The organism is Liquorilactobacillus cacaonum DSM 21116, from assembly GCF_001436735.1.
Classification (GTDB): Bacteria; Bacillota; Bacilli; order Lactobacillales; family Lactobacillaceae; genus Liquorilactobacillus; species Liquorilactobacillus cacaonum.
This window is the reverse complement of record NZ_AYZE01000014.1, coordinates 349,681-375,281: the sequence shown is the minus strand read 5'-3', so window position 1 is coordinate 375,281 and position 25,601 is coordinate 349,681. Positions and strand designations below refer to the sequence as shown.

Genomic DNA, 25,601 nt, shown 5'->3' with positions numbered 1-25,601 from the left:
ATTATATTAAAGTTTTGCCGCTATTATTATTATTTATTATTCCAAGTAAGCTGAGGCGCTATTGTTCCTCGGCTTTTTTCTAAAATTTGTTTATTTATTTGGAGATGTTAATCTGTGAAGAAAATAAATTTAGGTCTTAAGGCAAGCTCAACCCAAGAACAAGTAAAAAATCGCTTAAGTTATCATCCGGATGTTTTCGAATTTTATACTGATGAAACTGACTTTTCAAAAGAAGGGCTAAAAAGGCTTGTTGCTGCAATATTAGAAGTAAAAGATGCTGGTATCAAAAAAATTATTCTGCATCATCCAATGAAATATGAAAATGAGTACACTGAACTAGTAGCACCCAAAAATGAATTTAAGAAATTAAATTATTTTATAGATTTTAGTACAGACAAGCTTTTACAGTTGTCATTTGATTACGATCTGCAGACTCTAGTTCATGGATCATATTCTAGACATACTAATGCAATGATTTCATTGTATCCTTCACTGTTTCAGGCAAAAAAAGTAGTTTACCAAAGAATTGATCATTTTGCCGCTATCGGAAAGCAAAATATCATGTTTGAAAATTCTTTTTCACCACTATTTTGTTTCGGAGAAATTGCTGAAGAAGAATTTATTTTGCAAAAAAATTATCGGTTGGCGTTTGACATAAGTCATTGTTTTATTAAAGTTCAAGCAGATAATACTCGTTTATTAGCAAGTTTAAATCACCTTAAACCAAATATTGTACACTATCATTTAGTTGATTCCTTAGGGCAGACACATGATAGTCTAAAACTTGGAAAGGGATTAATTGATTGGCAATCTGTTTTACCGTTATTAAATGAAAATGCCTCAAATATTTTCGAAATTAACTTGGCAGATAAAAATAGCGCAATTGAACAATTTGAAAGTTATCAATATTTAATTAGAATTTATTCTAGATTGAGTAAAAGAGCTTAAATTTGGTTTAAAAATGAAAACTTCTCTTTTAATTGTTTCCGTAACGTTTATAATTTTAGATGGTATATATTTACTGATTAATAATTAATTAATTTTTTCAAGGGAGATGAGTGATTGAACAAGTTTTTGAATATAATTGTTGGGGGTTTGGGTGTTTTGTATGTGCTAAATGATACTTTTTTTAGACTACTTGTCAGGTATTATCTTCAACATGGTTATTCCACTGCAAACGCAGAAAAAATTGCAAATAACTCGAATATTTTTTCGATTATAATCGGCTTGACCATATTGTTAGTTGTTTTTGGGGTGCTAGCAATAATTAGCAATATGATTTATTTTATGCATGGAAGCTTCCTGTTTAAAATACTTCTTGATTGCATTGCAATGTCTCTACCATTTCTATATGTCAGCAATATTTGGTTTAGCCTTTATGAATTGGCCTTTTGTGGTTTATTTGCCTATTATATTTGGATTTTAAAAAAAAATAAACACACTGCAATCAAAAAAAATTCTAAGCTTAATTATAGTAAATCGTTTTTTTCAAAGTAACTTAAGGAGATAGAGATAATTGAAAATCATCAAAGAAATCTTTAGTTGGATAGTGCCCATTATAGTTGGTTTACTTATAGCTTTATTAGTTAGACAATTTTGGTTTGGTATAGTTAGGGTTGATGGTACGTCTATGTACCCAACTTTACAAAACAACGAACGGGTGATGTTACTTAAACAAGCTAAAATAAAGCACAATACTGTAATTGTTTTTAACGCATATGGGGTGGATAAAAATAATAGCACAGTCACAAAATCAACTAAGTATGTAAAAAGAGTGATTGGCCTACCTGGAGATAAAATTGAATATAAAACTAACGGACAGTTATATGTAAACGGTAAGAAAATGTCGCAGAGTTATATTACTAAATATCAAAGATCTACGGGCACTTTAACACTTGCGTTGGCAGAAGCAAAAGGTGTCAAATTGGGAACGGGTAATTCATTTGTCGTTCCTAAAAAAGAATATTTTGTACTAGGAGACAACAGAAAAGATTCAAATGATAGTCGTTATTATGGTTTTGTTCCTAAAAGCAAAATTGATGGCGTTGTAAAAGTTCCATTTTGGAATTCAAAAAAAGCTCTTATTAATTCTTATTCTGATAATTAATTTTTGGAAGAAGTAATCGTTTTTAGAAAAGGAATTCAATAACGCTTAAAAGAGTAATATTGTATCGAGTTGCTTTTTGATACAATATTACTCTTTTTTATTTCGCTATAATTTAGAGTAATTAGTAAGGTACTTTTGCTACAATATTATTCTGAACTAACCTTTTTTTAGTTCATCTGATTTAGTATACTAGTCTTGTTAAATCAACAGAATTATTAAAGGAGATCATTATGACTCAAAAAATTGCTCTACTTTCGGATGTGCACGGTAATCGTACAGCGCTTGAGGCTGTATTGAAAGATGCTAAAAACAATGGCGTAACTGAATGCTGGTTTTTAGGTGACCTAATTATGCCAGGACCTGGTGGAAATGAGTTATTTGAACTATTAGAGTCAAATAACACCACTGTTTTTATCAAAGGAAATTGGGACGATTGCTTTCTTGAAGTGCTTAATGATCCCCAAAATATTAACCTTGCTGACTCTTCTGATGTTTATGTTGGAATATTAAGTAAGTATACAAAGATTCACCTAAAAAAGACTTATATTGATTTGCTAAATTCACTTAACATTGTTGAGCGCAGGAATATTTTTGGACTTGATGTCAGTATTTCACATAATTTGCCCGAAAAAAACTACGGTCCAGAGCTTATGGTTACATCCAACCAAAGTAACTTCGATCAACTTGTCGAAAATGAACAACATCCTGACATTGCAATATACGGGCATGTACATACTCAATTATTACGTTACGGAAGCAAAGGGCAGATGATTCTTAATCCCGGAACGATTGGACAGCCATTTTCTATGAACTCAAATCTAATGAAAGACAGAAGGGCTCAGTACGCAATTTTAGAATTAGATCAAATTGGTGTTTCAAACGTAATTTTTCGAAAAGTGAGTTACGATATTGAAAAGGAAATTAAGTACGCTTTACATCAAAAACTGCCATATCTCGAATTATATAAAGAAACATTAACAACTGGAATTACACATACTCATGATTTAGATGTTCTCGGAAAAATTAATGAAAAAAATGAATTTGTTAAAGAAATGCAAAATTATCTGAACAGTTAGGCCAAAATAGTGAGTAATTGAGAAACAATTTGTCAGCAAAGGTACAAGTAAGACAAAAGTCCTTTATTTTCACTTTAATTCTACTTTCGATAATATATATTATGTAAACTAGAATTAAAATGGAAACTTTCAAGAGCCCATTTTATTCTAACCCCCTCTTACTCATATATATGTCTCAAAAGACTGTTAAAACAATGTTTTAGCGTATAAAAGTGAGTAAGAATAAATTTGAAAAAGAAAATAAAATTTGAAAAAAGGGCACAAAAATTTGAAAAAAAATAGTCGTTGAAAATTAAAATCAGCAAAAGCAATTAGATTTACTGATTGAATTTTGACGACTTTTTTTAATTTTCATACCTAGACTCATTAATTTAGCGATTTATTCAATGAATTTGACTGATTTACGTGTTTAAAACTTGCTGAAGTTAATTAATTATTTCTAGTTAAATTAGCTTTAAATCATTATTTATTAGTGTTTTTAGAATGCTTTACATTTTGTTTATAATCAAATATTCGATTAATTTTGTAAAATTCAGTTTGCTTATGAACCTTTTTGTTTCCATTTCTTTCTTCGTTCTCACTTAATACCATTTTGCGGATACTGGTAATTTGTTGTTACCAGTATTTTTACGAGTAAGAGTTTCAATAAAGATATATTTTTTCCATGATTGCCCTTCTCTCTGTAATTAAATTCATTAAAAACATCCTCATGACTTCTTTAATTCCTGCTATTCTGGTATGTGTAGGTCTCTGGTCAACGAACCTCTCAAAGACTTAGCTTGACTTGTTTTTAATTCATGACTAACTTTTGCATCTGGTAATCTAATTAGTGAAGTATAATTGCTACTTCCTTATCAAGTTTGTTTGCCTTATACTCTTTAAATTCACGTACAAATCCGTACTTGTCTTTGCGCTTACGGTAATCATAAAAACTAACTCTAACTCTAACTTCTTGTGGATCAAAAAAATAATCGTCTTTAGGATGATATGCCCAATGCAGGATGATTTTCTTTTGGCTCCCAGTCAGTTTTAATACTAAGTACGGTCTGGTCATTATACATGTTGGATATCCTTTCTATGTAAGGGGTATTGTTTTGAAGGTGCTATCTGCAACCAGTGCTTTTTTATTTTTAATTATACCAAAAGAGCTACATTAAATCATTTAACAAAAGGACTGATATCAAAACAGTAATTTTTTGATTATCAAGGTTTAATTTAAGAAACAACCCTTGCATTTCATTTCCTAAAACATTGATACGGCGATGTGCTGCTCTGTAGGTCTCTTTTGCGCGGCTTGTACTAGCTGCTCCAAATATATTTTCCTCCTCACTAAGTTTTTTAATTTCTATATCAGTTCTACCCTCACTTAACATTTTAATATATTGCTTAGTTTCATAAAACCAGAATCGTTGTGAAACTAATCCTGCACTGTATTTTTTCTCCGTCATGCTGACTATTCTCCTTCAATAATTTGGTCAGGCTTAATTTTATCTTAATAACACAAAACAAAATTACAATTAGATAAAGCACTTATAATTTAAATAAATATTAGTTAAAGATACACTCAATTCTTTTTTTAAGACATTCTTTTATCTTTTAATCAAACAAAATATCCACATATTACTTTTATTATATCACTGGATAAAAGAAATTATATATAGTACATCACAAAAAGATATCACGTTATACCAATTTTGTACTGTTCTTAAAATAAGTATGTAATTATTCATCCTTACCCGCATCTTGACCTTGTGAGGATAAAATTTTGTGATTGAAAAGATATAGATTACATACAAAATGATATAATAAAAGGTGAGATATTCGACGTAATTAAGAAAGGTTGTTGATTAAATGGCGAAAGGCAAAACAATTCAGTTATATTTAATAGATGGCACACCAAAGGGACGTATTAAATGCTCCTTAGCTAACTGGACAGGAGTAGCATATAAAATTCCAAGAACCGCCTTAGAACAAGCAAAAAATATTGAAGCTCTAAAACAAACTGGGGTTTATTTTTTATTTAGTACTTCCGACGAAACACAAGAAAATATTGTGTACATAGGACAAGCTGGAGTAAGAAAAAACGGAGAAGGAATTTTGCATAGACTTCAGGAACACAAACGTAATCCGGAGAAAGATTATTGGACTGAAGCTGTTGTGTTTACTACTTCGAATAATATTTTTGGTCCAACAGAAATTAGCTATCTCGAAAATAAATATACAAAAATAGCAACTAAAAGTAAAAGGTATATCGTAAAAAATGCAAATGAACCTACTCTTGGAAATGTCACTGAAGAAAAGGAATCTGAATTAGAAGAATTTATTGATTATACAAAAATAGTAATTGGTGCATTAGGATATAGTATTTTTGAACCTATAATTAACGAACCTACAACTGGTACTACTGCACAATTGCTTGATAATGAGCCAATTCTTACCCTCACAATTAAAACACATACTGCACAAAAAATTATTGCCAAAGGAAAACAAACAAGTGAAGGATTTGTTGTACTTAAAGGAAGTAAGCTAAAGAAAAAAATTTCAAAATCAGCTAGTAGCGGAACACTAAAAAACAGAGAGCTTGCTAAAAATCATTATGATGAAAATTTCATTCTACTAGAAGATATACTTTTTACTAGTCCATCAGCAGCAGCCTCTTTTATTACGGGATCATCGGTAAATGGGAGAAAGGAATGGAAAGATGCAAATGGAAAGTCCATTAATCAACGTGAAGCAGAAAATTTACCTACGCAGTTTATACAATTAGAATAACAAAAAAATGAGAAATCTTTATTTTATTTTTAGCATCTTCATAAAAAATGTTTAATGCACTCAAATTTTCATGAATATCTTAAAAAATTGCAGTTTTTATCATAATCAAATGGTAACTCCTTTATTTTAGCTAAGAAACGTAATTTTTTATTCAATTAACCAATGTAGTATTTGTTCCATTTTCAAGTACATATTTAGTTACCTCGTAGATTAGTTTCTATATTTCTTTACTGAAAATAAATTGTTTCCCCTTTTTCCCGATGTAAGTTTGGGATTTTTTATAAATGCTGCTTTTTCATAAGGATTTTGAGCAGCTAAATTTTTTTCATTTACACCTATAACAATTTTTTCACCACAGGATAATTATTGTGGATATAATTTGGTAATAAATGTAGAGCTTTTAATGCATACCCTTTTCTTAAAAAAAGCTTCCTTAGTTGAAAAACTTCGTAATAGAACACTTTTTGTAGCAGTCATATATTTAAATTTATCTTCGTCATAATTCAACATAAAGAAAGTACTAATTTCGTGTAAATCCTTAATTAATAGGACTGAATGATAGTTTTTATTTTTTTGAGAAATAATGACTACGTTTTGCGGTAATCCAGTGTACATATCATCTCCTACCTTATAAGATTTCAACTGACTTTTGCATTTATCATTGTACTCAACTAATTTCATTTTTTCATCTTCTAAAAGGGGGATGGGTCAAAAACTAAATTTTGATTCAGTTCCCTATTTAATGTATTAAAAAAAGAAAATCAATTCATTTTTGAATTGATTTTCTTATACAAATTTCTCTCAACAGCTGTTGAAAAAGAACCCAAATAATTTAATTTATTAAACTATTTCTTTGAGTTAAATACTTCTTTTGCCGTACTTATAGCATTGAGTACCTTCGGAAATCCAACGTATGGAATACATTGAATGAAAATTTCAATAATCTCATTTTGAGTTAATCCGACATTTAGAGCACCATTAATATGAACTATTAATTGATTATGTGTATCTCCTTGTGTTAATAAACTGCTGAGGGTAATCATTTCTCTTTGCTTCAAATTTAATATTTTTCTTTCATAAATATCCCCAAAGGCAAACTCAATAATAAATTGCCCCGTTTCTGGAGAAATATCTCTCAATGAGTCTATGACCATTTTTCCAGCTTTACCGTCAATTTTATCAAGATTGTTGATTCCTTTTTTATACCGTATATTGTCCATTAGTAAACTCTCCTTTGATTTGATATTATTAATATAAACTATCAAGTTAACTTTATAGCAAGGAGAAACTATGTACAAAATCCAACAATTTTCTAAATTGACAGGTCTTTCAGTACCAACTTTGAGATATTATGAAAACTTAGGCATCCTCAAACCGAACAGATTGAAAAATAATTATCGCGAGTTTACTGATACTGATTTAAATTGGATGAAATTTGTATTACGACTAAAGCAAACTGGAATGCCACTAGAGAACATTCGTGAATATTCTTATTTAAGGCAACAAGGAGACCAAACAATCGAAAAACGAATCACGCTTCTTGATGAACAACAGCAATTATTAAACAAAGAGTTTTTGAAATTACAAAAACAATTAGACTTTCTACAAAAAAAGAAGGAAATTTACAACGAAATGTTAGCTAAAAGACAGACCCGTGGTAACTAACATTTTCAAATTTTGAGCACTAGAAATAACTAACGAGGTGATTAAATGGTAAAAATTATGCTGTTTGAAAAAAACTATTCTGAATCTCTATTAACATATATTAAAAAAGTAGCTTTGCAGACCAACAATCTTGGTATAGAACATAAGGAAATAGCCTCTTTTTTTTAATTTAGAAAAAATTCAACATTTCAATGACAATCTAGAAGCAAGCACTTCATTTATTGCCAAAAGCGAGAAATCCTCACAAATTATTTGCTTGGCTCAACTTTCTAGAAAGTTAAGAATCAGATTCAAAACATTAGTAACAAAGAGTAATTTAACATTATTCAATCAATAATATAATCAACAGCCTCTTTTAATGTTTCAACTTCAACAATTTTATCAATGCTATATTTATTATTTAAAATAACAATTGGTTCATGCTTTCCTGTTGCAACGTGAATTCCCAGCATATCACAGTCAAGAGCAAGTCGCATGTCAGATGAGTATCGATCACCAATGATAACTGACTTGCTATTTTCAAAATCATATTTTGCATGCGCTTGCTCAATCAGACCCTTTTTTGGTTTTCTACAGTTACAATTGATACTTTCAGAATGAGGGCAAATAAAAGCATCTTCAAATCCCATTGAAATAAGAGAATCAAAAAAATCATAATAGTTGATTCTACCATCTTCAATATGTGTCTGATTGGATAGTCCAAATACTTTAATTTTGTTTTTTTTTAATTTCTGAAGTGCTTCTAAGGTATAAGAAAATATTTCAAAATCTTGCAAAGACTGAAAATGCCCATCACGATCAATAAAAACAGTTGTATATTGACTTGTCATTGTATGAATTTTCCTCATTATAATCAGTATTTTTCTAATTAGTGTTAATATCTGAAAGTGGCACTAGTCTTTTTATTTACACATTTAAATCAAATAATCTGTTATTGTTTTCCTTATCTGATCATGTTTTTGAGGATTATAGCTATATTTAGGGTTAGTCCAATAATCAGGACTATACAACCAAACAGGCTTCTTCAATCTTTGAGGATTCTCTGTTGAATACCTCGGAAAAACATGTGCATGTAGAAAACCATCTGTATTGCCTAATATATCATAATTGATTCTTTTTGCTTTACAGGCATATAAAACTGCATCTCCCAAAATACTCATATCCCGTAAAAAACAAGTTCTTTCATTTATATTTAAATCATTTAAAGATGAAACATTTCTTTTTGGTAATAAGACTGAATAACCGGGGAGAAATTGTACATCCCCAAAAACCGCATATCCGCCCTCTAGCTCTGCCATAACCATTGGATTAGTTCCGTTAATCGCAGAATCAATTCGATTTTCGTACCATTGCGACATTTTAATTTCTCCTAGTAATTTTTTAATCAATAACATCCTGCAAATTCTTATCAAAGCTATGTACATGATTATTCACTTGTGTTACAAAAAATCAGACTTTTTAAACATTTTTAATTAAACTTTTCCAATCGATAGAGCTGTTCATTATCAAGAGAATCATTCCCATCTTTAAAGCGATAACCCATTTTTTGATAAAAACCTAATCCTGTAATTGAAGCTGGAATTTCGATTCTTTTAGCTCTTAAAAAAAAGATATCATTCTCTAATAGCTTAATTAATTTGCGGCCAATCCCCATACCTTGATACTCAGGTAAAACAAAAACATTAAAAAAACTGCTTTCATCTTTTTTTCCCCAATAAGGACCTATCGAGCCAACTGCGACAATTCTATTAACAGTATCATTAACCAAAACATAGCAATGGAAATACTTAGCTTTTTCAATGAAATCTTGTGCAGTAAGTTTTTTGAGATCAGCTTCTATATACTCTTTAGAGTAATCTCCGATATTAGTTGTATACATTGTTTTCCTGACCAAGCTGGCCACTTCACTTGCATCTGAGTCTCTAAAAATACGATTTATAATCAATTTAGTAACCTCTTTTGATTGTATATTAGAAAGGCCGTCTTCTCCTCAAGAAGGCATTATCAATTTTTTCAAAGTTCACCTTCGGATAATATTCTAACGCAGATGGTGCAGCTAAAAGAACTAATGAAACATCTTCACCAATTTGAGCATGAATATTATTAATTAATGATTGCCCAATACCTCGTTTTTGATACTCTTTGGCAACTGCTAAATCTGATAAATAACAAACATAACTAAAATCACTTAAAGCTCTGGCTACTCCTACCAACTTATTCTCATCCCAAGCGGTCCAGAGAATATTGGCATGATCTAACATTTTTTGTAACCGTGGTAAATCGTTTATAGGACGATGAATTCCAGATGAAAAAAATAGTTCTGCTAATTCTACTGCTCTAATTTTTCTCTTGTTAGTGTATAGTATCATTTTATCTATCTCCTGTTTGACAATATTATCTAGTGTTAGTCTAAAACTATCTGTATGTCACTTACAATAATATAAAAATAAAAATTCGGTAATTATTATAAGTATTGTTGCAACCGTATCATATCTTTTAATACAAGATTATTTTCAATAATTGGCTGATTATAATTTTTAACAAAAAAATCATGATCAATTGAAAAAGGCCTAAATCCAAACTTTTGATATAAATAAAGCTGTTCAAAACTTGTACTTCCCGTCCCTATTTCAATAACCTTGTACTTTTTTCCTTTAGCCCATTCGGCTGAAAAACCAAGTAATGCACTTCCTATACCTTGGTTACGAAAGTCTTTGGAAACAGCGATATTAACAATTTCGACTGTGTTTGGATGAGTGTCTAGTAAAAGCAAAATTCCTACAGGGATATCACTTAACCAAGCAACAAATTTATACGCCCTATTAATATATCCGCGTATAATTTCTTCTGAAGGATCTGCTTCCAGTAAAAGACTAAACAAATCAGCATTGATAGAGGAAATTGCTGATATCTTGACATCTGCCATATATTTTTCTCCTAAAAAAACAATTAATTTTGTTAACTTTTATGAAGCATTTTTAGTAACTCTTTACTTCAATTTTTTTCAATAATTCATCTGTCAAATCAATCTGAGTTAAATTAGTATCATCGTACGCCATCAAATAGTAACTTAACCCATTTAAGTCCATAATGCCCTTATATTGCGTATAATCCGCAAATCCTTTTTTTGTAATCTTGACACCTTTGGGGATGTCAACCGAATTTAGAATGTGTAATACTGCAGTCACACCAGTTTTTAAGTCCTCTACATTATCTTGTTTCGCATACTGTCTTAAAAAAGATGTCCTAACAAAACGTGAAGTTGAAGTATAATCTCCTGGTAGACCCAAAGCTCCAGACCCAGGTCCATCTGAGATCGTAGCATAATCACCATATTGTTTCTCTTCAAATTCAGTAGGTTGTAAATTTGTATAATGATTCAAATTTTCCATATGCCATGGAAAAGATGGTGAATTAGTCATTACTCCTACTCGATTATGATAGAGTTTAACACCATTTTTAGTAATCTCTAACACAGCAGTATCTCCTGTCTTATCTGCAATAATCCAATGCAGTGGAACATTAACTTGAAGAAACGGATTAATTGTATCAACAACATTTACTTCTGAATACCTTTCTTCAAATTCAGCAACTGATTTTATATTACCTAATGCCCAAGAAACCATATCTGTTGAAGAAATATTCAGCCGTCCTGGTTGTGAATTTTTACTATATTGTGCGTTTTTTTCAAAGTATAAAGAAGCAATTGAGAATCCTTCCTCATTAAAACCATCTGCAAAAATATAGCCATTGATATTTTTACCAACACCTATAAATCCATACTTTGTCATAAAACTTGTTTCTGGTACCAATGACTTGAATTCATGGTTACGTGGAATATAAATAGGTCTCCCATTCAATTCAAAAGAAAAATCCATTGTTCGCGCTAAAAAATGAATATCATTTTTTGTACAAAAAGTTATTGCTGTACACACTACACTCATTCCCTTCTTGAAATCACATGGCTACTTCTCCATCTTATATCAACCACGCTAATTCTACAAAAATAAGTTGTAGTAAACAATTATAATTGTTTTACCATTCATCTAATTTTGGTAAAAATTATTTTCTGATAAGTTCTCTAAAATTTGGAGCATTAACATCTTTTAACGATATTTGTCCTCGATTATTTGAATCAATAGGAATTGGCCACTTTATTTTTAACTCATCATCTAAGGGACTTAAAGCCACTCCAGAAATTTCAGAACTCCATTCATTATCAAAGAAATAGAGATACTCTGTATTATCTTCGAGAGCTTGAAATCCATTACATACTCCTTCTGGAACAAAAACCTGAACACCTGGTACCAAACTAACTGTTACCACTTTTCCTCTTGTTTTGCTGCTATTTCTTGTATCCACGTACACTCCAAAGGCAGAGCCAAATGCCACTGTAACTAGCTTTGACATATTTTCTCCGTGTAGGCCTCGAACTGCGCCATAATTAGTTCGAGTTAAATTAATCTGTGACCATGAAAAATCTGCAATTTTCAAATAGTTGCTGTAAATACTTTTCCGGTAAAGTTCCCTAACAGTTCCTCGATTGTCAGTAACCATTTTAGCACTAATAATTTTTAGCCCTTCTATTTTTGAATCTAACACAGCTACTGAATTAGTTTTTGTTTGCATTTAAATTCACCAATCTTTCCATTTATCAATTTAAAATTAATCTACATATTTTTATTTTTTGAAACCATTAGGATTTTTTCTTAACCAACTCCAAGATGAGTCAATAATACTATTTAAATCACTATATTTAGGATTCCATCCAAGTATCCGTCTAATTTTTGTACTATCTGCTACAAGTTCATCTGGATCACCACCGCGTCTTGGAGCATCTACCACTTTAAAATCAATGCCTGTTCGTTCTTTTATAGCATTTACAATTTCTTTGACTGAGTATCCCTTTTTTGAACCTATATTAAAAACATCACTGTTCCCACCAGTTCGCAAATATTTTAAGCCAAGAAAATGAGCTTCGACAAGGTCAAGTATGTGAACATAGTCGCGAATATTATATCCATCTCTTGTTTGATAATCATTTCCACACATAGAAACATAATCTCGTTTATGGGCTGCTGCTTCAAGTACAATTGGAATCAGATGTGATTCTGGAGAATGGGCTTCTCCAATACTACTATCTAACTGAGCTCCTGCTACATTAAAATAACGAAATGATACCCAGTTAATTCCATATGCAGCTCCATCCCAACTCATTATTTGCTCCATCATCAGTTTAGTTAGTCCATAGGGATTAATTGGATTTTTATCAGAATTTTCAAGGATTGGACTTTTTTTAGGAATACCATATACAGCAGCTGAAGATGAAAAAATTAATTTATCAATTTTAAAATCCTTCATAACATCAATTAAAGCAATCAGTCCATAAACATTATTATCAAAATATTTGTTTGGAAATTTTAGTGATTCAGGAATCTGCATATCTGCACAAAAATGAAAAACTGTGTCAATTTTAAAATTCCCAAATACTAGCTTTAATATGTCTTTATCACGGATATCCCCCTTAATAAAAAATGCACGTTTATCAATTGCCTTTACATGACCATTCGATAAATTGTCTATTACAACAACATCCTCATTTTCATCTAATAACTTTCTTACCATATGTGATCCGATATAACCAGCACCACCCAAAACAAGTATACTCATCACCATTACTCCTTTATAAAAGACTTCTTTTCAATAAAAGTCTAAGATATAATAAGGTAAATAGTATATTTTGTTACTTATTCCGACAATTGAGGTAAAGATAATGGAAAATATAGGATTTTTGCTTAAAAAAATAAGAGTCGATAAAAATTTAACACAAGAAACGATTGCAAGAAATGTAATATCGCGATCACATCTTTCGGATTTAGAACATGGTAAATATTTTCCTTCTTACGATAAACTTCTTGGATTATTACAGAATCTTGATATCTCTTTGATGGAGTTTCAAACAGAACTGGGTAATAACTACTCACTCATTGATAGAGTGTATATTGAGAAAACAAATCAATTATCCACGGAACAAAAAATTAATGAACTCGCTAATTATTTAGAGGATGTTTTTACTGATGATATAGCTAAACGAAGTATTAGACTTAAAATCAAACGACTTAATATGCTTGGACTAGTTGAATTTACAAACAAAGGATTTGTTACTATTGACAACTATCAATTCATTTTCAACTATCTATTGGCTTGTAAAAATTGGCATGAATTCGAGATTAGAACATTAGCTAATTCAATTTTTCTGGCTGATTTTGATATTGCCAAAATACTTGCTAGACAATTTGAGGAAAAAACAAAAAAATTAAATTTTTCTGGATATATCGAAAAAGTAATCCTTTTTTTTAATAATATTACTGAGCTTGCCTTAAGAAAAAAAGAATATAAATCTGCATTAGAATATGCAAAAAAAGCTCAATTGAAGGCACATAATAGCAAAAAGCTACATTATCTTATAATATCTAATGTTTTAGTGGCCCTAGCAGATTTAAAACTTCATCCCGAAAAAAGCGAATGTATGAAAGAAATTAATGAAAACATTGAAATCTTTGAATATCTTAATTATTCTACAAATGCCAATAGTTTAAAAAAACTTGTAACAACAGTACTAGCAGACCATTAAGTAAAAAAAATTGAGTCAAAATTATGCTTTGACCCAGTCTTTTTAAGTTAATTATTAATTTTTTTCAATAAACATTGCTAGATGTTGTAAATTTATTTTAAATGCATGTTTCACAATCGGTTTTAACAATTTAAATGGTAATTTAATCCCTAATTCTTCTGATACGTAAACTTTTTCTTTAATCACACACTGCTCATTCTCATTACCCAAAGAAAACAAAATTCTATACTTTATTTTGTCACCTACACTCTGATATTCAATCTCATTATCTTTATTAACTACAGAAATTACCTCATTTTTATTAATTGCTTTTTCTGTCCGGGTTATCGCAAAACCATCTGCTGTATTTGTAACATCTGAAATTTCGGGCACCCATCTGATTAAATTAACAGGATTATTTAATACATTTTTGACCTTATCAATATCTGCATTGAGCACCACTTTATTTGTAAATAATTTTTGCTCCATAATTAAGACCTCCTTATTTGATAGTCTTAATATATATAATTATGTTTTTAATTGATAATCAGTATTCTGATAATTCATAAATTCTCGTTAAGCTTTTCCCCAAATAGTTCATTTAGAAAGCTACTTTTTCCCTGTGCTTCTTGTTGTTTATCCGTTTCACCACTTTTTTTTGCAATGCAAGCCATTAAGTAGTAACAATTCGCTAACATATAATGAGAATTATGGTTTGTAATATAAACAATTGCTTTTTCTATCAAAAACGTTGCCTTATTCATATTTTCTAACTCAAAATATATCAAGGCAGCAAGATAATAGATCACGTTTAAATTTTCTTCATACTCAAGATCATCCAAAGAAGTTACTGCCTCCTTTAATAACCTATTTGTCTCAGTTGAATTCCCTTGTTTTGCATTAATAAGTCCTAATGAAATAAGTGCTAAACTTTTTTGAGTGTTACTTTTTTTACTTTCATCGCTCGACAATGATAATTTTAAATTTCTTTTAGTTTCATCTAAATTATTATCAATCTGATAAACTGCAACTCCCAAGTAATAATAATAAGATTGAAGTTGAGTGGCAGTTTGAATTTGTTCAATTACACTATCATCAAGCAAAAAATTTTTTAGTTCTCCATAAGCATGATTATTACATAACTCATTTAGCTGTGTATTTATATCATGATTAGTGGCAATTTCAAAATTTTTCACCAAGTTAATTTCATCTAAACTAATATTAAGTCGTTTGCATAGTTTGATTAAAAGCATTGCATTTGGAATATATTTATCATTTTCAATTGCAGAAAGCATCGATTGTGCGCAAATTCCTTCCGATGCATTTTTTTGTGTTAACTTAAGTTTCTGTCTTGCCTTCTTTAATGAAAATCCCAAATAATCACTCATATTTTTTCACCTACTTTTTTAATATATATTTTCATTGGTAAGCAGCTAATTTGCGTGTTTTTCTGCGAAAGTCTGTAGGTTTTTGCCGAACTAATTTTTCAAATTTTTTAATAAAATATGTATCGTAAGAAAAACCGGTAGCAATTGCAATTTCATTTAAACTCAATCCAGTATGCGTCAACAGCTCCTTTGCAATTTTAATTCGATACTGCTGCAAATACTGTAACGCAGTACACTTAAAGTTTTTTCTAAATATCTTATTCAAAGAATCTCGATTTAGCAAAGACACTTGTAACAGTTTATCAAGCGTAATTTTTTCAGCATAATTAGCGTGAATATAATTTAGTGCGAGATTAAGTGGACTCTTCTCCTGATTTTTTTCAAGTTCATCCACTAGTGAAAGTAATTCAATCAAATTTTTTTTAATCCGGCAAACCCAAAATTCATCACTTTGAACCTGTATTTCACCACCTGCAATCAAAAACTTTTCTAGAATTTTAGGATATATTTTGGTATTGATTTGATATATTCCACAATTTGTAGTGCGCTTTTTAAAGAGTTGCATTCCCGCTTTTATACTTGGCTTATTGGACTCCAAATATTTCTTTTCCGAAACTCGTAAAGTACACAAGAATTCATTATCAAACTTAATCGTGGTTGCTACCACTTTTGTTTTTTTTGTAATTTGCAATATATCTTGTTGTGTCAAGCACATCAGACTTGGAGAATCTACTTTTCGGATAACTCCATTTAAAACTGCTTCAAAAGAACCTGTCGAAACCAGTGTTAACCAATAACCATCCTCATTTTGAATATCCAAATCATTATTGACAATATAATCAATATTAACGAAACGATTTTTATAACGGTCCTTTTGTGCCATGATTTTCACTCCATTTTTTGCAAAAAATATAGTTAATTACTTCGTTTTACATATTACTTCACTTTGAAGTATCAACTATACTTTTGGAGTAGTCAAGTAAAAATAAATGGAGGAATGTAATTATGACTGTAAAAGTTGCAATAAATGGGTTTGGTAGAATTGGAAGATTGGCTTTTAGAAGAATCCAAAAAATTAAAGGAATCGAAGTTATTGCAATCAATGATTTGACAGATGTTAAAATGCTTGCAAATCTACTAAAATATGACACAACTCAAGGCAAATATTCAGGTACAGTATTATCAACAGAAAGTAAGTTGATTGCAGATAGTCACGAAATTGAGGTGTTTGCACAACAAGATCCCTCAACATTGCCTTGGAACAAACTTGGAATTGATATCGTCCTTGAATGTACTGGATTCTTTACTTCAAGAAAAAAAGCAAGCGCACATATCACTGCTGGTGCAAAAAGAGTCTTAATTTCTGCTTTTGCTGGTAACGATGTCCCGACAATTGTGTTCAACACCAATCATAAGAGTTTAACAAATAAAGATACCATTATTTCGGGTGCTTCATGTACAACTAATTCACTTGCTCCAATGGCAGATGTTTTGAACAAAAACTTTGGAATTGTTGAAGGTCTAATGACAACAATCCACGCTTATACTGGTGATCAGATGACGCTTGATGGCCCTCATCGTAAAGGAGACTTCCGACGTGCAAGAGCAGCTGCCGAAAATATTGTTCCAACTTCGACAGGTGCTGCAAAAGCAATTGGTCAAGTTATTCCTGAGCTAGATGGCAAGTTAGATGGTGTTTCACAACGTGTTCCTGTAAAGGCAGGTTCTTTAACTGAACTTTATACGGTTCTTGAAAAGAAGGTCTCGGTTGCAGAAATAAACAACGCAATGCAAGCTGCCACAGACGAATCATTTGGGTACAACCGTGATTTAATTGTCTCATCAGATGTCATCGGTATAACCTATGGGTCTCTCTTTGATGAAACGCAGACAAAGGTAATGGAATCTAGTGGAAAACAACTTGTTAAAACTGTAGCTTGGTATGATAACGAGATGTCATATACTTCTCAACCTGTTAGAACTTTGAAATATTTTGCACAACTATAATCAAAGAACCGAATATTTATAAACAGAATAAACCATATTAAAATAGTGGAACTAAGCCAAAATAACATTTTGGTCTAGCCCCACTATTAATTTACATCCATTTATTTTTTAATTTGAAATAACTTCCACGAATCTCACCTGCTAATTTTGAACGTTGACGTGCAAAATTAAATTTATCTTTTAGCTCCGCTGGAATCTCCATATCTTGACAAAGCTTAATTCCAACAGCCCTTTTTGGTTTTTCACCCTCTTTTTCATATAATACATTCAAAATCATCCCATTTTCGAAAATAAAATCAGGCCAATAAATATTTTCATCCTCGTATATTGCGACCTCTAAAACTTTCGAATGAATTATAATATCTTTTTCTTCTTTTAATATTTTAGCCAACCATTCAACTTGCTTTTCCATTTTTTCAGCTGGGAAAACTGTGTATTCAAATTTAAACTTATTCCAAAAATAACGTGCCTCATTAGCTCTCAATCCAGCTAAAGAAGCTGCATATGGAGATTGTTCTAATCCAACAATTTCTATGTCTTTAAAATTAACCTTGTATCCCATGTTTTCTCCTTAAATTTCAATTATTATTTTTATTATTACCTTGTATTTGCGATGGCTTAAAATTTTCACGCAGAATATATTGTCCAATTAACGCAACAATTTGTTTATTTTGTGGCAAATCTGAATGAGCTGTATTTGCACCTGTAACCGTAATTTCAGTGAAATTCTTAACATTATCTTGAAAGATATACTTAGCAAAGTTCACACTATTATAAGGGACCGTTCCATCACTATTGTAATTTTCTGTTCCAGCAATCGAATACATAACAAGTGATTTAGGTAGTCCATCACGATATTTATATAATTCATTGAACATTGCGGTTTTCTTTTTCAAATTTTCTTCTTCCATATTATAGGGAGTCGCAATCGTCATCAATTTATCAATGGAAACAGTTGGAGATTCTTTTAAGTATTTTTCAAGAAAAAGTGTCAAAATTAATCCTCCATTGGAATGACCCAGCGCAGAAAAATGATTAAAATGGTAAGTTTTAACTAGTTCTTTGAATGCAAGGTTTAACCAATTAGACTGCAAATCAATATTCTTTTTACCATCCTTATTATTTTGAAAACTAACTACAATAAATGGTTGTTGATCATTACGGGCAATTGAACCAGTTGTCTCGATTTTTCCATCTGTTTTAACAACAACCTTTAACACACTATGCTGTTGAGGAGCCTCATGACCTAATTCACTAATCAAATTATCAAATCTGTTTTTTGTTGCGCTAGAACCTGGAACCATAATAATTGGTGCCATTCTTGTTTTACCAGCATTACGTAGTCGGACGATATTACTGTGATTCCATTGATATGCAGGAATACAAATTCCAATTATCACAATAATTAGTAATGTAGTTCGTAACAATTTACTTTTCATCTGACTTCACCTGTTCTTGCTTTAGAGTAGACATATTTCCAACCAATACAAATGGAAGATACAGTATTGTTCCAATCACAACATTAACTATTCCAAATACTAATGATTGCCACGTACCACCTGTTCCTAACCAACCAACTAAAATACCTGGTGTTGCCTTACTTAAAGGATAAACACTCGGTGCAATCAAAGAAAAATGTAGTGCTAGCCATGTTAGGAAAACAGATACGACTGGGGTTAATAAAAAGGGAATTCCCAAAACAGGGCTTCTTAAAATGATTAATCCCACTAATGGACTCTGTGTAATATTGAAAATACTTGGAACAAATATCGCTCGTACAATGGTTTTCAGATCCTTATTACGACTACGCCATAGAATCGCAAGTAACATTGCACATAACATTCCAGGTCCACCAATATTTGCAAAACTGTCAATTAAGATATGTAAAGTTACTGGGTTAGGTGCTCCCCATGCCGAACCATGTTGAATTGCATACTCGAGATTTTCAACAGTTCTTCCAGCATTAATATCATTGAATTGAAATAATCCAATTATACCAAACAACCAGAGAATATTATTGAAGATAATAGAAAAAATCGCAACTATTGGGATTAAAAATCCATGTGAAACTGCTAGGTGAACTGGCGTTGTAATCAAATGATTTGCTCCGACTTTACTGAATAAACTAAACATCCAACTACATATTCCAAAAAACAATAATGTAATAGCAACAGGTTTCAAAGTAGTTGCAAGCCATTCCTGTAAATCTTGATTCTCACTATCTATTACTGAAGCAACTTGGTTAACTCTAAAAAATTTGTTAAATATCCACCCAGTTACTAGTCCTACTATTAGTGCCCAAAAGCATCCACTATAACTGAAATTTGTAGCCAGAAATTTACCAACTTGCTGATTATTATTTTTCAAATAATGGCTTCCATTAAAGTTCATAATCATAAAGGCAAATACTGCTGTCAAACTGGCAGCAAGATTATATTTTGTATTTTTTTTTGTTGTGATTTTAGCTGTTAAGTAAGCCATTGCTATGGCGATTACACCATTTACACTCAAGTCTAAAAGTGTCAAAAAATTCCCAATTAACTTAAACCCGAAAAGCCAAGTACTAACATAGTAAATGTTGTTCAAAAAGCCGTTCTTTTCAAAAACTGTCTTTCGAAGTAAATCAATATAAGTTCCAATTAATACGAATGGAAATAGCAAAACTAAAGTTTCATTAATAATACGAAAAAGCATACAATTCTTAATAAAGTGCTCAAATGAAACTAAATATCTAATATAATTTCTCATTCTGAACCTTCTTTCTTTTACTAGGCATACAATTTGGTTACTATTATAGTACATAAAAATCTGTTTAACACTCTTTGCTTTCTCGTGCTTTTTTTATATTGAATTCGTTTTGATACTATGATACTCTTTGTCCGTATGTCACATATAAAGGAGAATTCAATTTGTTTAGTTTTAATTACGATGAAGATGTTAGTATTTCCCTACCAGTCATCAACCTTGATGCCAAAGTTTTATTTAAAGAAATTCAAGAAAGTAAAAATGAAATTGCACCTTGGTTGCCTTGGGCCAAAGAGATGAAAAAAGTCGAACAAGAGGCGGAATTTCTTGCTGTGACCCTTAAACACTTTGGTGCTGGAAATTCTTTGAATTGTGTAATTTTTTACCATAATCAACAAGTTGGGATGATTAGCTTTAATAAAATTGATAATGTAAACAAACTTGCAGATATTGGTTATTGGCTAGGGACACGATGGACCCACAAGGGAATTATGCATCGTGCAGTTTTAGCAATGCTTGAAGTTGGCTTTACCGATTATCAACTCAATAAAATTATAATTAGAGCAGCAATTGATAATCAGCCAAGCAATTTAGTTGCCCAAAAATTAAATTTCCATCTGGACGGTATTAATCGGGAAGCTGAAAAATATGCCAATAATAAATTTAGAGATTTAAATGAATGGTCACTATTAAAAAGTGAATGGCTAGCAAATTCAATGAAAAGATCTTAAAAGGGCTTTATATAAGTCACATTATTCGAAAAAGTTTTCCGCTATAATGCATGGTTAACAAAAATAGGACTAAGTCAAAACTAATTATTGACTTAATCCCTATTTTTTTAGTAAATTATTGTTTTCAATATTTAAAAGTAAAAACCAACAATTGTTCCTGTCAAAATTGATGCCAATGTTGCACCCAACAAAAGTTTCATCGAAAACTTGGCAATATAGCTTCCTTGTTTTTGACTGATTGCCTTAATTGAACCTGTTGCGATTCCAATCGTCCCAAAATTAGCAAAGGAAACAAGATATGCAGAAATGATTGCATTTGCTTTTACAGATAAATGTGTTGTCATCTGCTGCAAGTCACCCATTGCAACAAATTCATTAGTCAAAATCTTGGTAGCCATCAACGAGCCTACTTTAATAATATCCTTGTTTGGAACGCCCATTAACCATGCAATTGGTGAAAAAATATATCCCAAAATAGTTGTGAAAGAAACATGAATGATTACTAAAAATGAATTATTTAAAAATGTGATTAAAGCAATAAATCCAATTAACATTGCACCAACTGTAATTGCAAGTTTAAATCCATCCAAAATGTAGGTACCTAAAACTTCAAAAAATGGTTGATTATTAGTCTTATCAATCTTAATTATCTCAGTTTCATCTACATCATATGGATTAATAATGCTTGATACAATTAACGCAGACAAAATATTCAAAAAAACAGCAACAACCACATACTTGCCTGGAATCATCTTCATATATGATGCAATAAGTGCAGCAGATACAGCACTCATTGCCGAAGCACAAATTGTATACATCCTTTTTTCATTAAGCTTTGGAATTTGATCCTTAATTGTCAAATAAACTTCCGGCTGTCCCAAAATAGCCGTTGAAATTGCAAAATAACTTTCTAACTCCCCCACATGAGCTATTTTGTTTAAAGCCCAGCCAGTCCACTTAATTATGAAAGGTAAGACTTTAATGTAATTCAAGATTCCAATTAATGCTGAAATAAAAACGATTGGCATCAATACATTCAAAAAGAACACACTACTACCTGATTTAACTAGTAAACCACCAAAAACAAAATTGACTCCGCCTGCAGCTTGTACCATTAGCCAATTGAAAAACGCTGAAATTCCAGAAAGCGTCTTGATGCCGCCTTTTGTATGTAATGATAGAAATGAAATCAAAATTTGCAATAATAGCAAAATACCCATTCTTTTATACTTAATTTTTTTTCGATCACTGCTTGCCAGCCATCCAATAAAAAACACGAATAATAATCCAGTAACTAAAAATAAAAAATTCATTTCAACCTCCTATAGCGCCTATAGATTTAGGTATTAAAAAATACACTATCAAATATTCTAACATAGCAAATTCGAAACAAATAATTAAATTTGATTAAGAATTAATTAAGGCTACTTTGTTAACATATTATCTAGTGTACTAGGAATCTTTATGAATTTAAAAACTCTGATGCAAGTACTCGGGATATTTCTCGATAAAATTAAGATAGTCTACATTATCAAAAAATTTAAGTTCGGCCCCTCTATCATCATAGGGACTATAAATAACTTTATCGTTTACGAAATAAAGATTAAAAGTATAAATTTCTCCTCTAATCATCAATTGTGGCTTCAAATTAGGAAAATCCTGATTAGCAATCATTTTAAAGAGGTAATGCATATCGAAATCTCTCTTATTGGTTGAAAACCATTGTTCATGAACCTTACTAGCATGAATTCTACGAAAACAAACATTCGACTGAACATATGAAAAGTCAGCTATTTTTTCAACATTTTTATCATCATACAAAGAAAAATCTTGTGCTATCAATTTCAAATCATTATCAATAGGCTCAATTATTTGTAATACTATATTGTAGTCATTATTATCAGGAAAATAAAGATTAAAAAACATCTCCATTTCTTTCAAAACTGTATTAAAATATTTTTCATTCAGATTATCATTTATATCAAATTGATTTTCTTTCTTAGCAAACTCTATATCTGCACGCTGAAGATGAAAAAAATTTGGATACATTAAATTTGGTATTTTCCATTTACTGCTAATATAATCTACCATTTTAGTTCTCCCCGATTTTTATGCTTTAACTCATTATCACACTTTTTTTATAAAATAACTATATTAATTAAAAAAAATCCTGTAAATACTTTTATTGGTTCTGGTGCAAAAATTGTTGTTCAGTATTGATGATAAATGAAAGAAGTAGTTTTTTGAATATAAAGATGACTCCCCTGATATCTATAATGTAGATATTGGGGGAGTTTTTGCACCAGAACCTTTTGTACCTCTTCAAGAACATTCGAATCTTTGATTGGTAAGACAACTTGTTGCATAAGCTGTTAGTTTCTTTACTTTAAAATTAATTTAGTTGCAGAAAATCTAAAAATCGAATATTATAATGTAGTACGATGGTAAACTTAAAGGAGGCGGATTAGAATGAGAAATACTATTATTAAAAACAAAACAATTTCAACTCGTGTAACACCTGATATTAGTGAACGGGCTAAAGCTAATCTAGCAAAACAAGGGCTAACCGTTTCTGAGTATATTCGCTTATCGTTAGTTAAAGCGGCCAATAATGAAGTTCGATTAGTCAGCTTTTTAGATTCTCCGGAAGGCCTAGCAGCTAAAAAAGAAGCAGAAACAGGGCAGGTCAAAAATATTGGTTCATTGACTGACTTTGAAGATTGGATCGATAAGTTGGATGCAAATTAAACAGACCAAATCTTTTGAACGTGAGTTAAAAAAACTAGTCAAAAAGCATTTTCCAATAACTGTCTTGAAGCCTTGTTTAAAAGCAATTGTTGAACAAGATATACTTGTTTTGAAACAGATTAAAGATCATGCATTAAAAGGAAATTGGCGCGGCTATCGTGAATTTCACCCTGCCAGATATGGAAACTATGGTAAAAATTATGACAACTGGATTGTTATTTATCAGCTAGACCATGATGAATTGATTTTGTTATTGGTTGCAACTGGCTCCCATGAAATCTGGAATCAATAGCTATAGTTTAGGGGTACTTATAAAAAATAAATTAAAATAACCCCCAATATCTAAATTATAGATACTAGGGGCTATTTTAACAATGTTTTTGAGGGGTTATTTGTAAAAAAATGGACCCTGAATCCAAAACAATGATTCATGGCTATTTAAATCTATCCAAGTTCATATTGTCGAATCTGACTATACTCATTTCCTTTTTCTTCTTCTGCATTACGAATATCTATATCATTTTGTAAGTTTAAAAAATAGCGGTCAGAAACTCCAAAAAACCTGCCTAATCTAACAGATGTATCAACAGTGATTTGTCGCCGATCATGTAAAATGTCTTGTATTCTAGACGTTGGTACATTGATTTTCTTTGCCAATGCATAGGCTGAAAGATTCAAAGGCTCCATAAATTCTTCTCTCAAAATTTCGCTAGTTTTTGGTGTTGGGATCTTATTCATAATATTCACTCCCTTTAATGGTGATAATCAATAATTTCGACGTTGGTAAAATCACTATGATTCTCAACTGAAAAACAAAGTCGATATTGTGCATTAATTTTTATACTATACTGTCCTTCTCGATCTCCCGCTAATTGTTCTAAATGATTAGCAGGTGGAACTCTTAAATCATTGATATTCGTAGCATTATCTAACATAATTAGCTTCCGTAAAGCTACTTTCTGAATTGATTGAGGTAACTTTTTAGAAAATTCTTGATTATATATTTTCTTAGTTTCCTTGTCTGCAAAACTTCTTATCATATCATAGTTTTTCCTTTGATGTAATTTAACTATATTATACCTCAATTGCATGTATATGTGAAACAGATATATTTCAGGGCCCATTAGAGACTTATAAATCCTTCTTTTAAAGCTTAGATCCAAACCTTGAGAAAAGATACTTTAACATATTGGCAATACCTAGTCCTAGTACTATACCGCCAAATAATCTTTGGCTAAATAAAATGAACAGAATTCCAAGAGCACTAACAAAAAAGCAAAAAAAGAGATCAATTTTCTTATCAGGCAATCTTATTCTTCTTAGTCTTAATTGAGTTGTCAATAATTGAATTAAAGCAATAGCATTTAAAACTCCTAAAAGTAAAATAACAGTTGGTTGATTAAGAATATTAGTAGCTAAAATATAGTAAAAAAGAAAAATTAGTAATGGCTAAAATAATAATCACTGGTATAAGCGCTTTTTCAACATTTTTCTTTTCCAGGTATTCCTTCATTCCAGAATACTCCTTTAGTAAAGTATCTAGTGAAATGTGGTAGTAGTCACTTAATTTAATTAGGCTAGCAATGTCAGGATAAGTTTTTTCGTTTTCCCAACTAGAAATAGTTTGTCTAGTAATAAAGAAATCTCTAGCAACTTGTTCTTGAGTAAGATTCAATTCTGTTCTTGCTTTTTTTAGACGATTACCAAATTTCATAAATACCCTCCTGATTTCAAAATAATTATGCTGAT

Annotated in this window: 33 protein-coding genes; 10 read left to right on the top strand and 23 right to left on the bottom strand. The window is 30.8% G+C overall.

The genetic code is table 11. The features are described 5' to 3' along the window. Nucleotides 1-114 precede the first annotated feature (114 nt). The 3 genes from FC80_RS05735 (at nt 115) to FC80_RS05720 (ending at nt 3,183) form a co-directional block, all read left to right on the top strand. Nucleotides 115-948, top strand: a complete 834-nt coding sequence (locus FC80_RS05735; RefSeq protein WP_057829172.1) for a TIM barrel protein — start codon at nt 115-117, stop codon at nt 946-948. Between the two features lie 568 nt (nt 949-1,516). Further along, the gene (lepB, locus tag FC80_RS05725; RefSeq protein WP_057829171.1) at nt 1,517-2,107 is read left to right on the top strand and encodes a signal peptidase I; all 591 of its coding nucleotides are present in this window, start codon (nt 1,517-1,519) and stop codon (nt 2,105-2,107) included. Between the two features lie 230 nt (nt 2,108-2,337). After that, nucleotides 2,338-3,183 carry a metallophosphoesterase family protein gene (locus FC80_RS05720; RefSeq protein ID WP_057829170.1) on the top strand — a complete coding sequence of 282 codons (846 nt, stop codon included), beginning with the start codon at nt 2,338-2,340 and terminating at the stop codon, nt 3,181-3,183. 826 nt (nt 3,184-4,009) lie between these two features. On the opposite strand, the gene FC80_RS05715 is transcribed toward FC80_RS05720, so the two are convergent. Both FC80_RS05715 and FC80_RS05710 read right to left on the bottom strand, forming a co-directional pair. After that, nucleotides 4,010-4,237, bottom strand: a complete 228-nt coding sequence (locus FC80_RS05715; RefSeq protein ID WP_057829169.1) for a hypothetical protein — start codon at nt 4,235-4,237, stop codon at nt 4,010-4,012. Between the two features lie 94 nt (nt 4,238-4,331). Continuing rightward, nucleotides 4,332-4,631 carry a BrxA family protein gene (locus FC80_RS05710; protein WP_083486930.1) on the bottom strand — a complete coding sequence of 100 codons (300 nt, stop codon included), beginning with the start codon at nt 4,629-4,631 and terminating at the stop codon, nt 4,332-4,334. Nucleotides 4,632-5,034: 403 nt separating this feature from the next. Between FC80_RS05710 and FC80_RS05705 the strand changes: the two genes are divergently transcribed. Beyond that, on the top strand, nt 5,035-5,955 hold the full coding sequence (locus FC80_RS05705) for a GIY-YIG nuclease family protein (RefSeq protein WP_057829168.1): 921 nt from the start codon (nt 5,035-5,037) through the stop codon (nt 5,953-5,955). Between the two features lie 363 nt (nt 5,956-6,318). On the opposite strand, the gene FC80_RS05700 is transcribed toward FC80_RS05705, so the two are convergent. Further along, nucleotides 6,319-6,636 carry a hypothetical protein gene (locus FC80_RS05700; RefSeq protein WP_057829167.1) on the bottom strand — a complete coding sequence of 106 codons (318 nt, stop codon included), beginning with the start codon at nt 6,634-6,636 and terminating at the stop codon, nt 6,319-6,321. Nucleotides 6,637-6,800: 164 nt separating this feature from the next. Then, on the bottom strand, nt 6,801-7,175 hold the full coding sequence (locus FC80_RS05695) for a carboxymuconolactone decarboxylase family protein (RefSeq protein WP_057829166.1): 375 nt from the start codon (nt 7,173-7,175) through the stop codon (nt 6,801-6,803). A 70-nt stretch (nt 7,176-7,245) separates the two neighbouring features. Here FC80_RS05695 and FC80_RS05690 point away from each other — a divergent pair, with 70 nt between their 5' ends. Continuing rightward, entirely contained in the window at nt 7,246-7,620 is a 375-nt protein-coding gene (locus FC80_RS05690) for a MerR family transcriptional regulator (RefSeq protein WP_057829165.1), read from the top strand. Nucleotides 7,621-7,946: 326 nt separating this feature from the next. Here the strand turns inward: FC80_RS05690 and FC80_RS05685 are convergent, their stop codons facing one another. From FC80_RS05685 to galE, 8 genes are all read right to left on the bottom strand, one after another. Then, a complete protein-coding gene (locus tag FC80_RS05685; RefSeq protein ID WP_057829164.1) occupies nt 7,947-8,450 on the bottom strand; it encodes an HAD-IIIA family hydrolase in 504 nt (167 codons plus the stop codon). An 84-nt stretch (nt 8,451-8,534) separates the two neighbouring features. Continuing rightward, nucleotides 8,535-8,978, bottom strand: a complete 444-nt coding sequence (locus FC80_RS05680) for an HIT family protein (protein ID WP_057829163.1) — start codon at nt 8,976-8,978, stop codon at nt 8,535-8,537. A 110-nt stretch (nt 8,979-9,088) separates the two neighbouring features. Continuing rightward, on the bottom strand, nt 9,089-9,565 hold the full coding sequence (locus FC80_RS05675) for a GNAT family N-acetyltransferase (protein ID WP_057829162.1): 477 nt from the start codon (nt 9,563-9,565) through the stop codon (nt 9,089-9,091). A 25-nt stretch (nt 9,566-9,590) separates the two neighbouring features. Next, nucleotides 9,591-9,989, bottom strand: a complete 399-nt coding sequence (locus tag FC80_RS05670; RefSeq protein WP_057829161.1) for a GNAT family N-acetyltransferase — start codon at nt 9,987-9,989, stop codon at nt 9,591-9,593. A 95-nt stretch (nt 9,990-10,084) separates the two neighbouring features. Beyond that, entirely contained in the window at nt 10,085-10,546 is a 462-nt protein-coding gene (locus FC80_RS05665; RefSeq protein WP_057829160.1) for a GNAT family N-acetyltransferase, read from the bottom strand. A gap of 52 nt (nt 10,547-10,598) precedes the next feature. Beyond that, nucleotides 10,599-11,555, bottom strand: a complete 957-nt coding sequence (locus FC80_RS05660; protein ID WP_057829159.1) for a choloylglycine hydrolase family protein — start codon at nt 11,553-11,555, stop codon at nt 10,599-10,601. A 127-nt stretch (nt 11,556-11,682) separates the two neighbouring features. Further along, nucleotides 11,683-12,249: a dTDP-4-dehydrorhamnose 3,5-epimerase family protein gene (locus tag FC80_RS05655; protein ID WP_057829158.1), complete on the bottom strand. Its 567-nt coding sequence runs from the start codon at nt 12,247-12,249 to the stop codon at nt 11,683-11,685. A 51-nt stretch (nt 12,250-12,300) separates the two neighbouring features. Further along, entirely contained in the window at nt 12,301-13,290 is a 990-nt protein-coding gene (gene galE / locus FC80_RS05650; protein ID WP_057829157.1) for a UDP-glucose 4-epimerase GalE, read from the bottom strand. 103 nt (nt 13,291-13,393) lie between these two features. Between galE and FC80_RS05645 the strand changes: the two genes are divergently transcribed. Continuing rightward, entirely contained in the window at nt 13,394-14,254 is an 861-nt protein-coding gene (locus tag FC80_RS05645) for a helix-turn-helix domain-containing protein (protein WP_057829156.1), read from the top strand. Nucleotides 14,255-14,308: 54 nt separating this feature from the next. On the opposite strand, the gene FC80_RS05640 is transcribed toward FC80_RS05645, so the two are convergent. From FC80_RS05640 to FC80_RS05630, 3 genes are all read right to left on the bottom strand, one after another. Then, complete coding sequence (locus FC80_RS05640) at nt 14,309-14,722, bottom strand: hypothetical protein (protein WP_057829155.1); 414 nt, start codon at nt 14,720-14,722, stop codon at nt 14,309-14,311. A 74-nt stretch (nt 14,723-14,796) separates the two neighbouring features. Beyond that, a complete protein-coding gene (locus tag FC80_RS05635; RefSeq protein WP_057829154.1) occupies nt 14,797-15,621 on the bottom strand; it encodes a helix-turn-helix domain-containing protein in 825 nt (274 codons plus the stop codon). A 31-nt stretch (nt 15,622-15,652) separates the two neighbouring features. Then, the gene (locus FC80_RS05630) at nt 15,653-16,504 is read right to left on the bottom strand and encodes a helix-turn-helix domain-containing protein (protein WP_057829153.1); all 852 of its coding nucleotides are present in this window, start codon (nt 16,502-16,504) and stop codon (nt 15,653-15,655) included. A 122-nt stretch (nt 16,505-16,626) separates the two neighbouring features. Here FC80_RS05630 and gap point away from each other — a divergent pair, with 122 nt between their 5' ends. Beyond that, the gene (gap, locus tag FC80_RS05625) at nt 16,627-17,628 is read left to right on the top strand and encodes a type I glyceraldehyde-3-phosphate dehydrogenase (protein WP_057829152.1); all 1,002 of its coding nucleotides are present in this window, start codon (nt 16,627-16,629) and stop codon (nt 17,626-17,628) included. A 91-nt stretch (nt 17,629-17,719) separates the two neighbouring features. Here gap and FC80_RS05620 read toward each other — a convergent pair whose 3' ends face one another. The 3 genes from FC80_RS05620 to FC80_RS05610 are packed head-to-tail and all read right to left on the bottom strand — an operon-like array spanning nt 17,720 to nt 20,376. Beyond that, nucleotides 17,720-18,190 carry a hypothetical protein gene (locus FC80_RS05620; RefSeq protein ID WP_057829151.1) on the bottom strand — a complete coding sequence of 157 codons (471 nt, stop codon included), beginning with the start codon at nt 18,188-18,190 and terminating at the stop codon, nt 17,720-17,722. A 16-nt stretch (nt 18,191-18,206) separates the two neighbouring features. Next, a complete protein-coding gene (locus tag FC80_RS05615; protein WP_057829150.1) occupies nt 18,207-19,067 on the bottom strand; it encodes an alpha/beta hydrolase in 861 nt (286 codons plus the stop codon). Continuing rightward, the gene (locus tag FC80_RS05610) at nt 19,057-20,376 is read right to left on the bottom strand and encodes a PTS transporter subunit EIIC (RefSeq protein ID WP_057829149.1); all 1,320 of its coding nucleotides are present in this window, start codon (nt 20,374-20,376) and stop codon (nt 19,057-19,059) included. The genes FC80_RS05615 and FC80_RS05610 overlap by 11 nt, the downstream gene beginning before the upstream one ends. Before the next feature lie 161 nt (nt 20,377-20,537). Between FC80_RS05610 and FC80_RS05605 the strand changes: the two genes are divergently transcribed. Then, nucleotides 20,538-21,104 (top strand): GNAT family N-acetyltransferase, encoded by a 567-nt coding sequence (locus tag FC80_RS05605; protein ID WP_057829148.1) that lies wholly within the window; start codon nt 20,538-20,540, stop codon nt 21,102-21,104. Nucleotides 21,105-21,235: 131 nt separating this feature from the next. Here the strand turns inward: FC80_RS05605 and FC80_RS05600 are convergent, their stop codons facing one another. After that, nucleotides 21,236-22,417 (bottom strand): NupC/NupG family nucleoside CNT transporter, encoded by a 1,182-nt coding sequence (locus FC80_RS05600; RefSeq protein WP_057829147.1) that lies wholly within the window; start codon nt 22,415-22,417, stop codon nt 21,236-21,238. Nucleotides 22,418-22,574: 157 nt separating this feature from the next. Continuing rightward, nucleotides 22,575-23,195 (bottom strand): DUF3885 domain-containing protein, encoded by a 621-nt coding sequence (locus FC80_RS05595; RefSeq protein ID WP_057829146.1) that lies wholly within the window; start codon nt 23,193-23,195, stop codon nt 22,575-22,577. 378 nt (nt 23,196-23,573) lie between these two features. Here FC80_RS05595 and FC80_RS05590 point away from each other — a divergent pair, with 378 nt between their 5' ends. After that, a complete protein-coding gene (locus tag FC80_RS05590) occupies nt 23,574-23,852 on the top strand; it encodes a plasmid mobilization protein (RefSeq protein WP_057829145.1) in 279 nt (92 codons plus the stop codon). After that, nucleotides 23,842-24,144 (top strand): type II toxin-antitoxin system YafQ family toxin, encoded by a 303-nt coding sequence (locus FC80_RS05585; RefSeq protein WP_057829144.1) that lies wholly within the window; start codon nt 23,842-23,844, stop codon nt 24,142-24,144. The genes FC80_RS05590 and FC80_RS05585 overlap by 11 nt, the downstream gene beginning before the upstream one ends. Before the next feature lie 152 nt (nt 24,145-24,296). Here the strand turns inward: FC80_RS05585 and FC80_RS05580 are convergent, their stop codons facing one another. The 3 genes from FC80_RS05580 to FC80_RS09490 all read right to left on the bottom strand — a co-directional run bounded on the left by FC80_RS05580 (nt 24,297) and on the right by FC80_RS09490 (nt 25,566). Further along, nucleotides 24,297-24,590, bottom strand: coding sequence for a HigA family addiction module antitoxin (locus tag FC80_RS05580; RefSeq protein ID WP_057829143.1), 294 nt, complete (start codon nt 24,588-24,590; stop codon nt 24,297-24,299). A gap of 14 nt (nt 24,591-24,604) precedes the next feature. Beyond that, the gene (locus FC80_RS05575; protein WP_057829352.1) at nt 24,605-24,892 is read right to left on the bottom strand and encodes a type II toxin-antitoxin system RelE/ParE family toxin; all 288 of its coding nucleotides are present in this window, start codon (nt 24,890-24,892) and stop codon (nt 24,605-24,607) included. A gap of 368 nt (nt 24,893-25,260) precedes the next feature. After that, the gene (locus tag FC80_RS09490) at nt 25,261-25,566 is read right to left on the bottom strand and encodes a helix-turn-helix domain-containing protein (protein ID WP_057829142.1); all 306 of its coding nucleotides are present in this window, start codon (nt 25,564-25,566) and stop codon (nt 25,261-25,263) included. Nucleotides 25,567-25,601 lie beyond the last annotated feature (35 nt).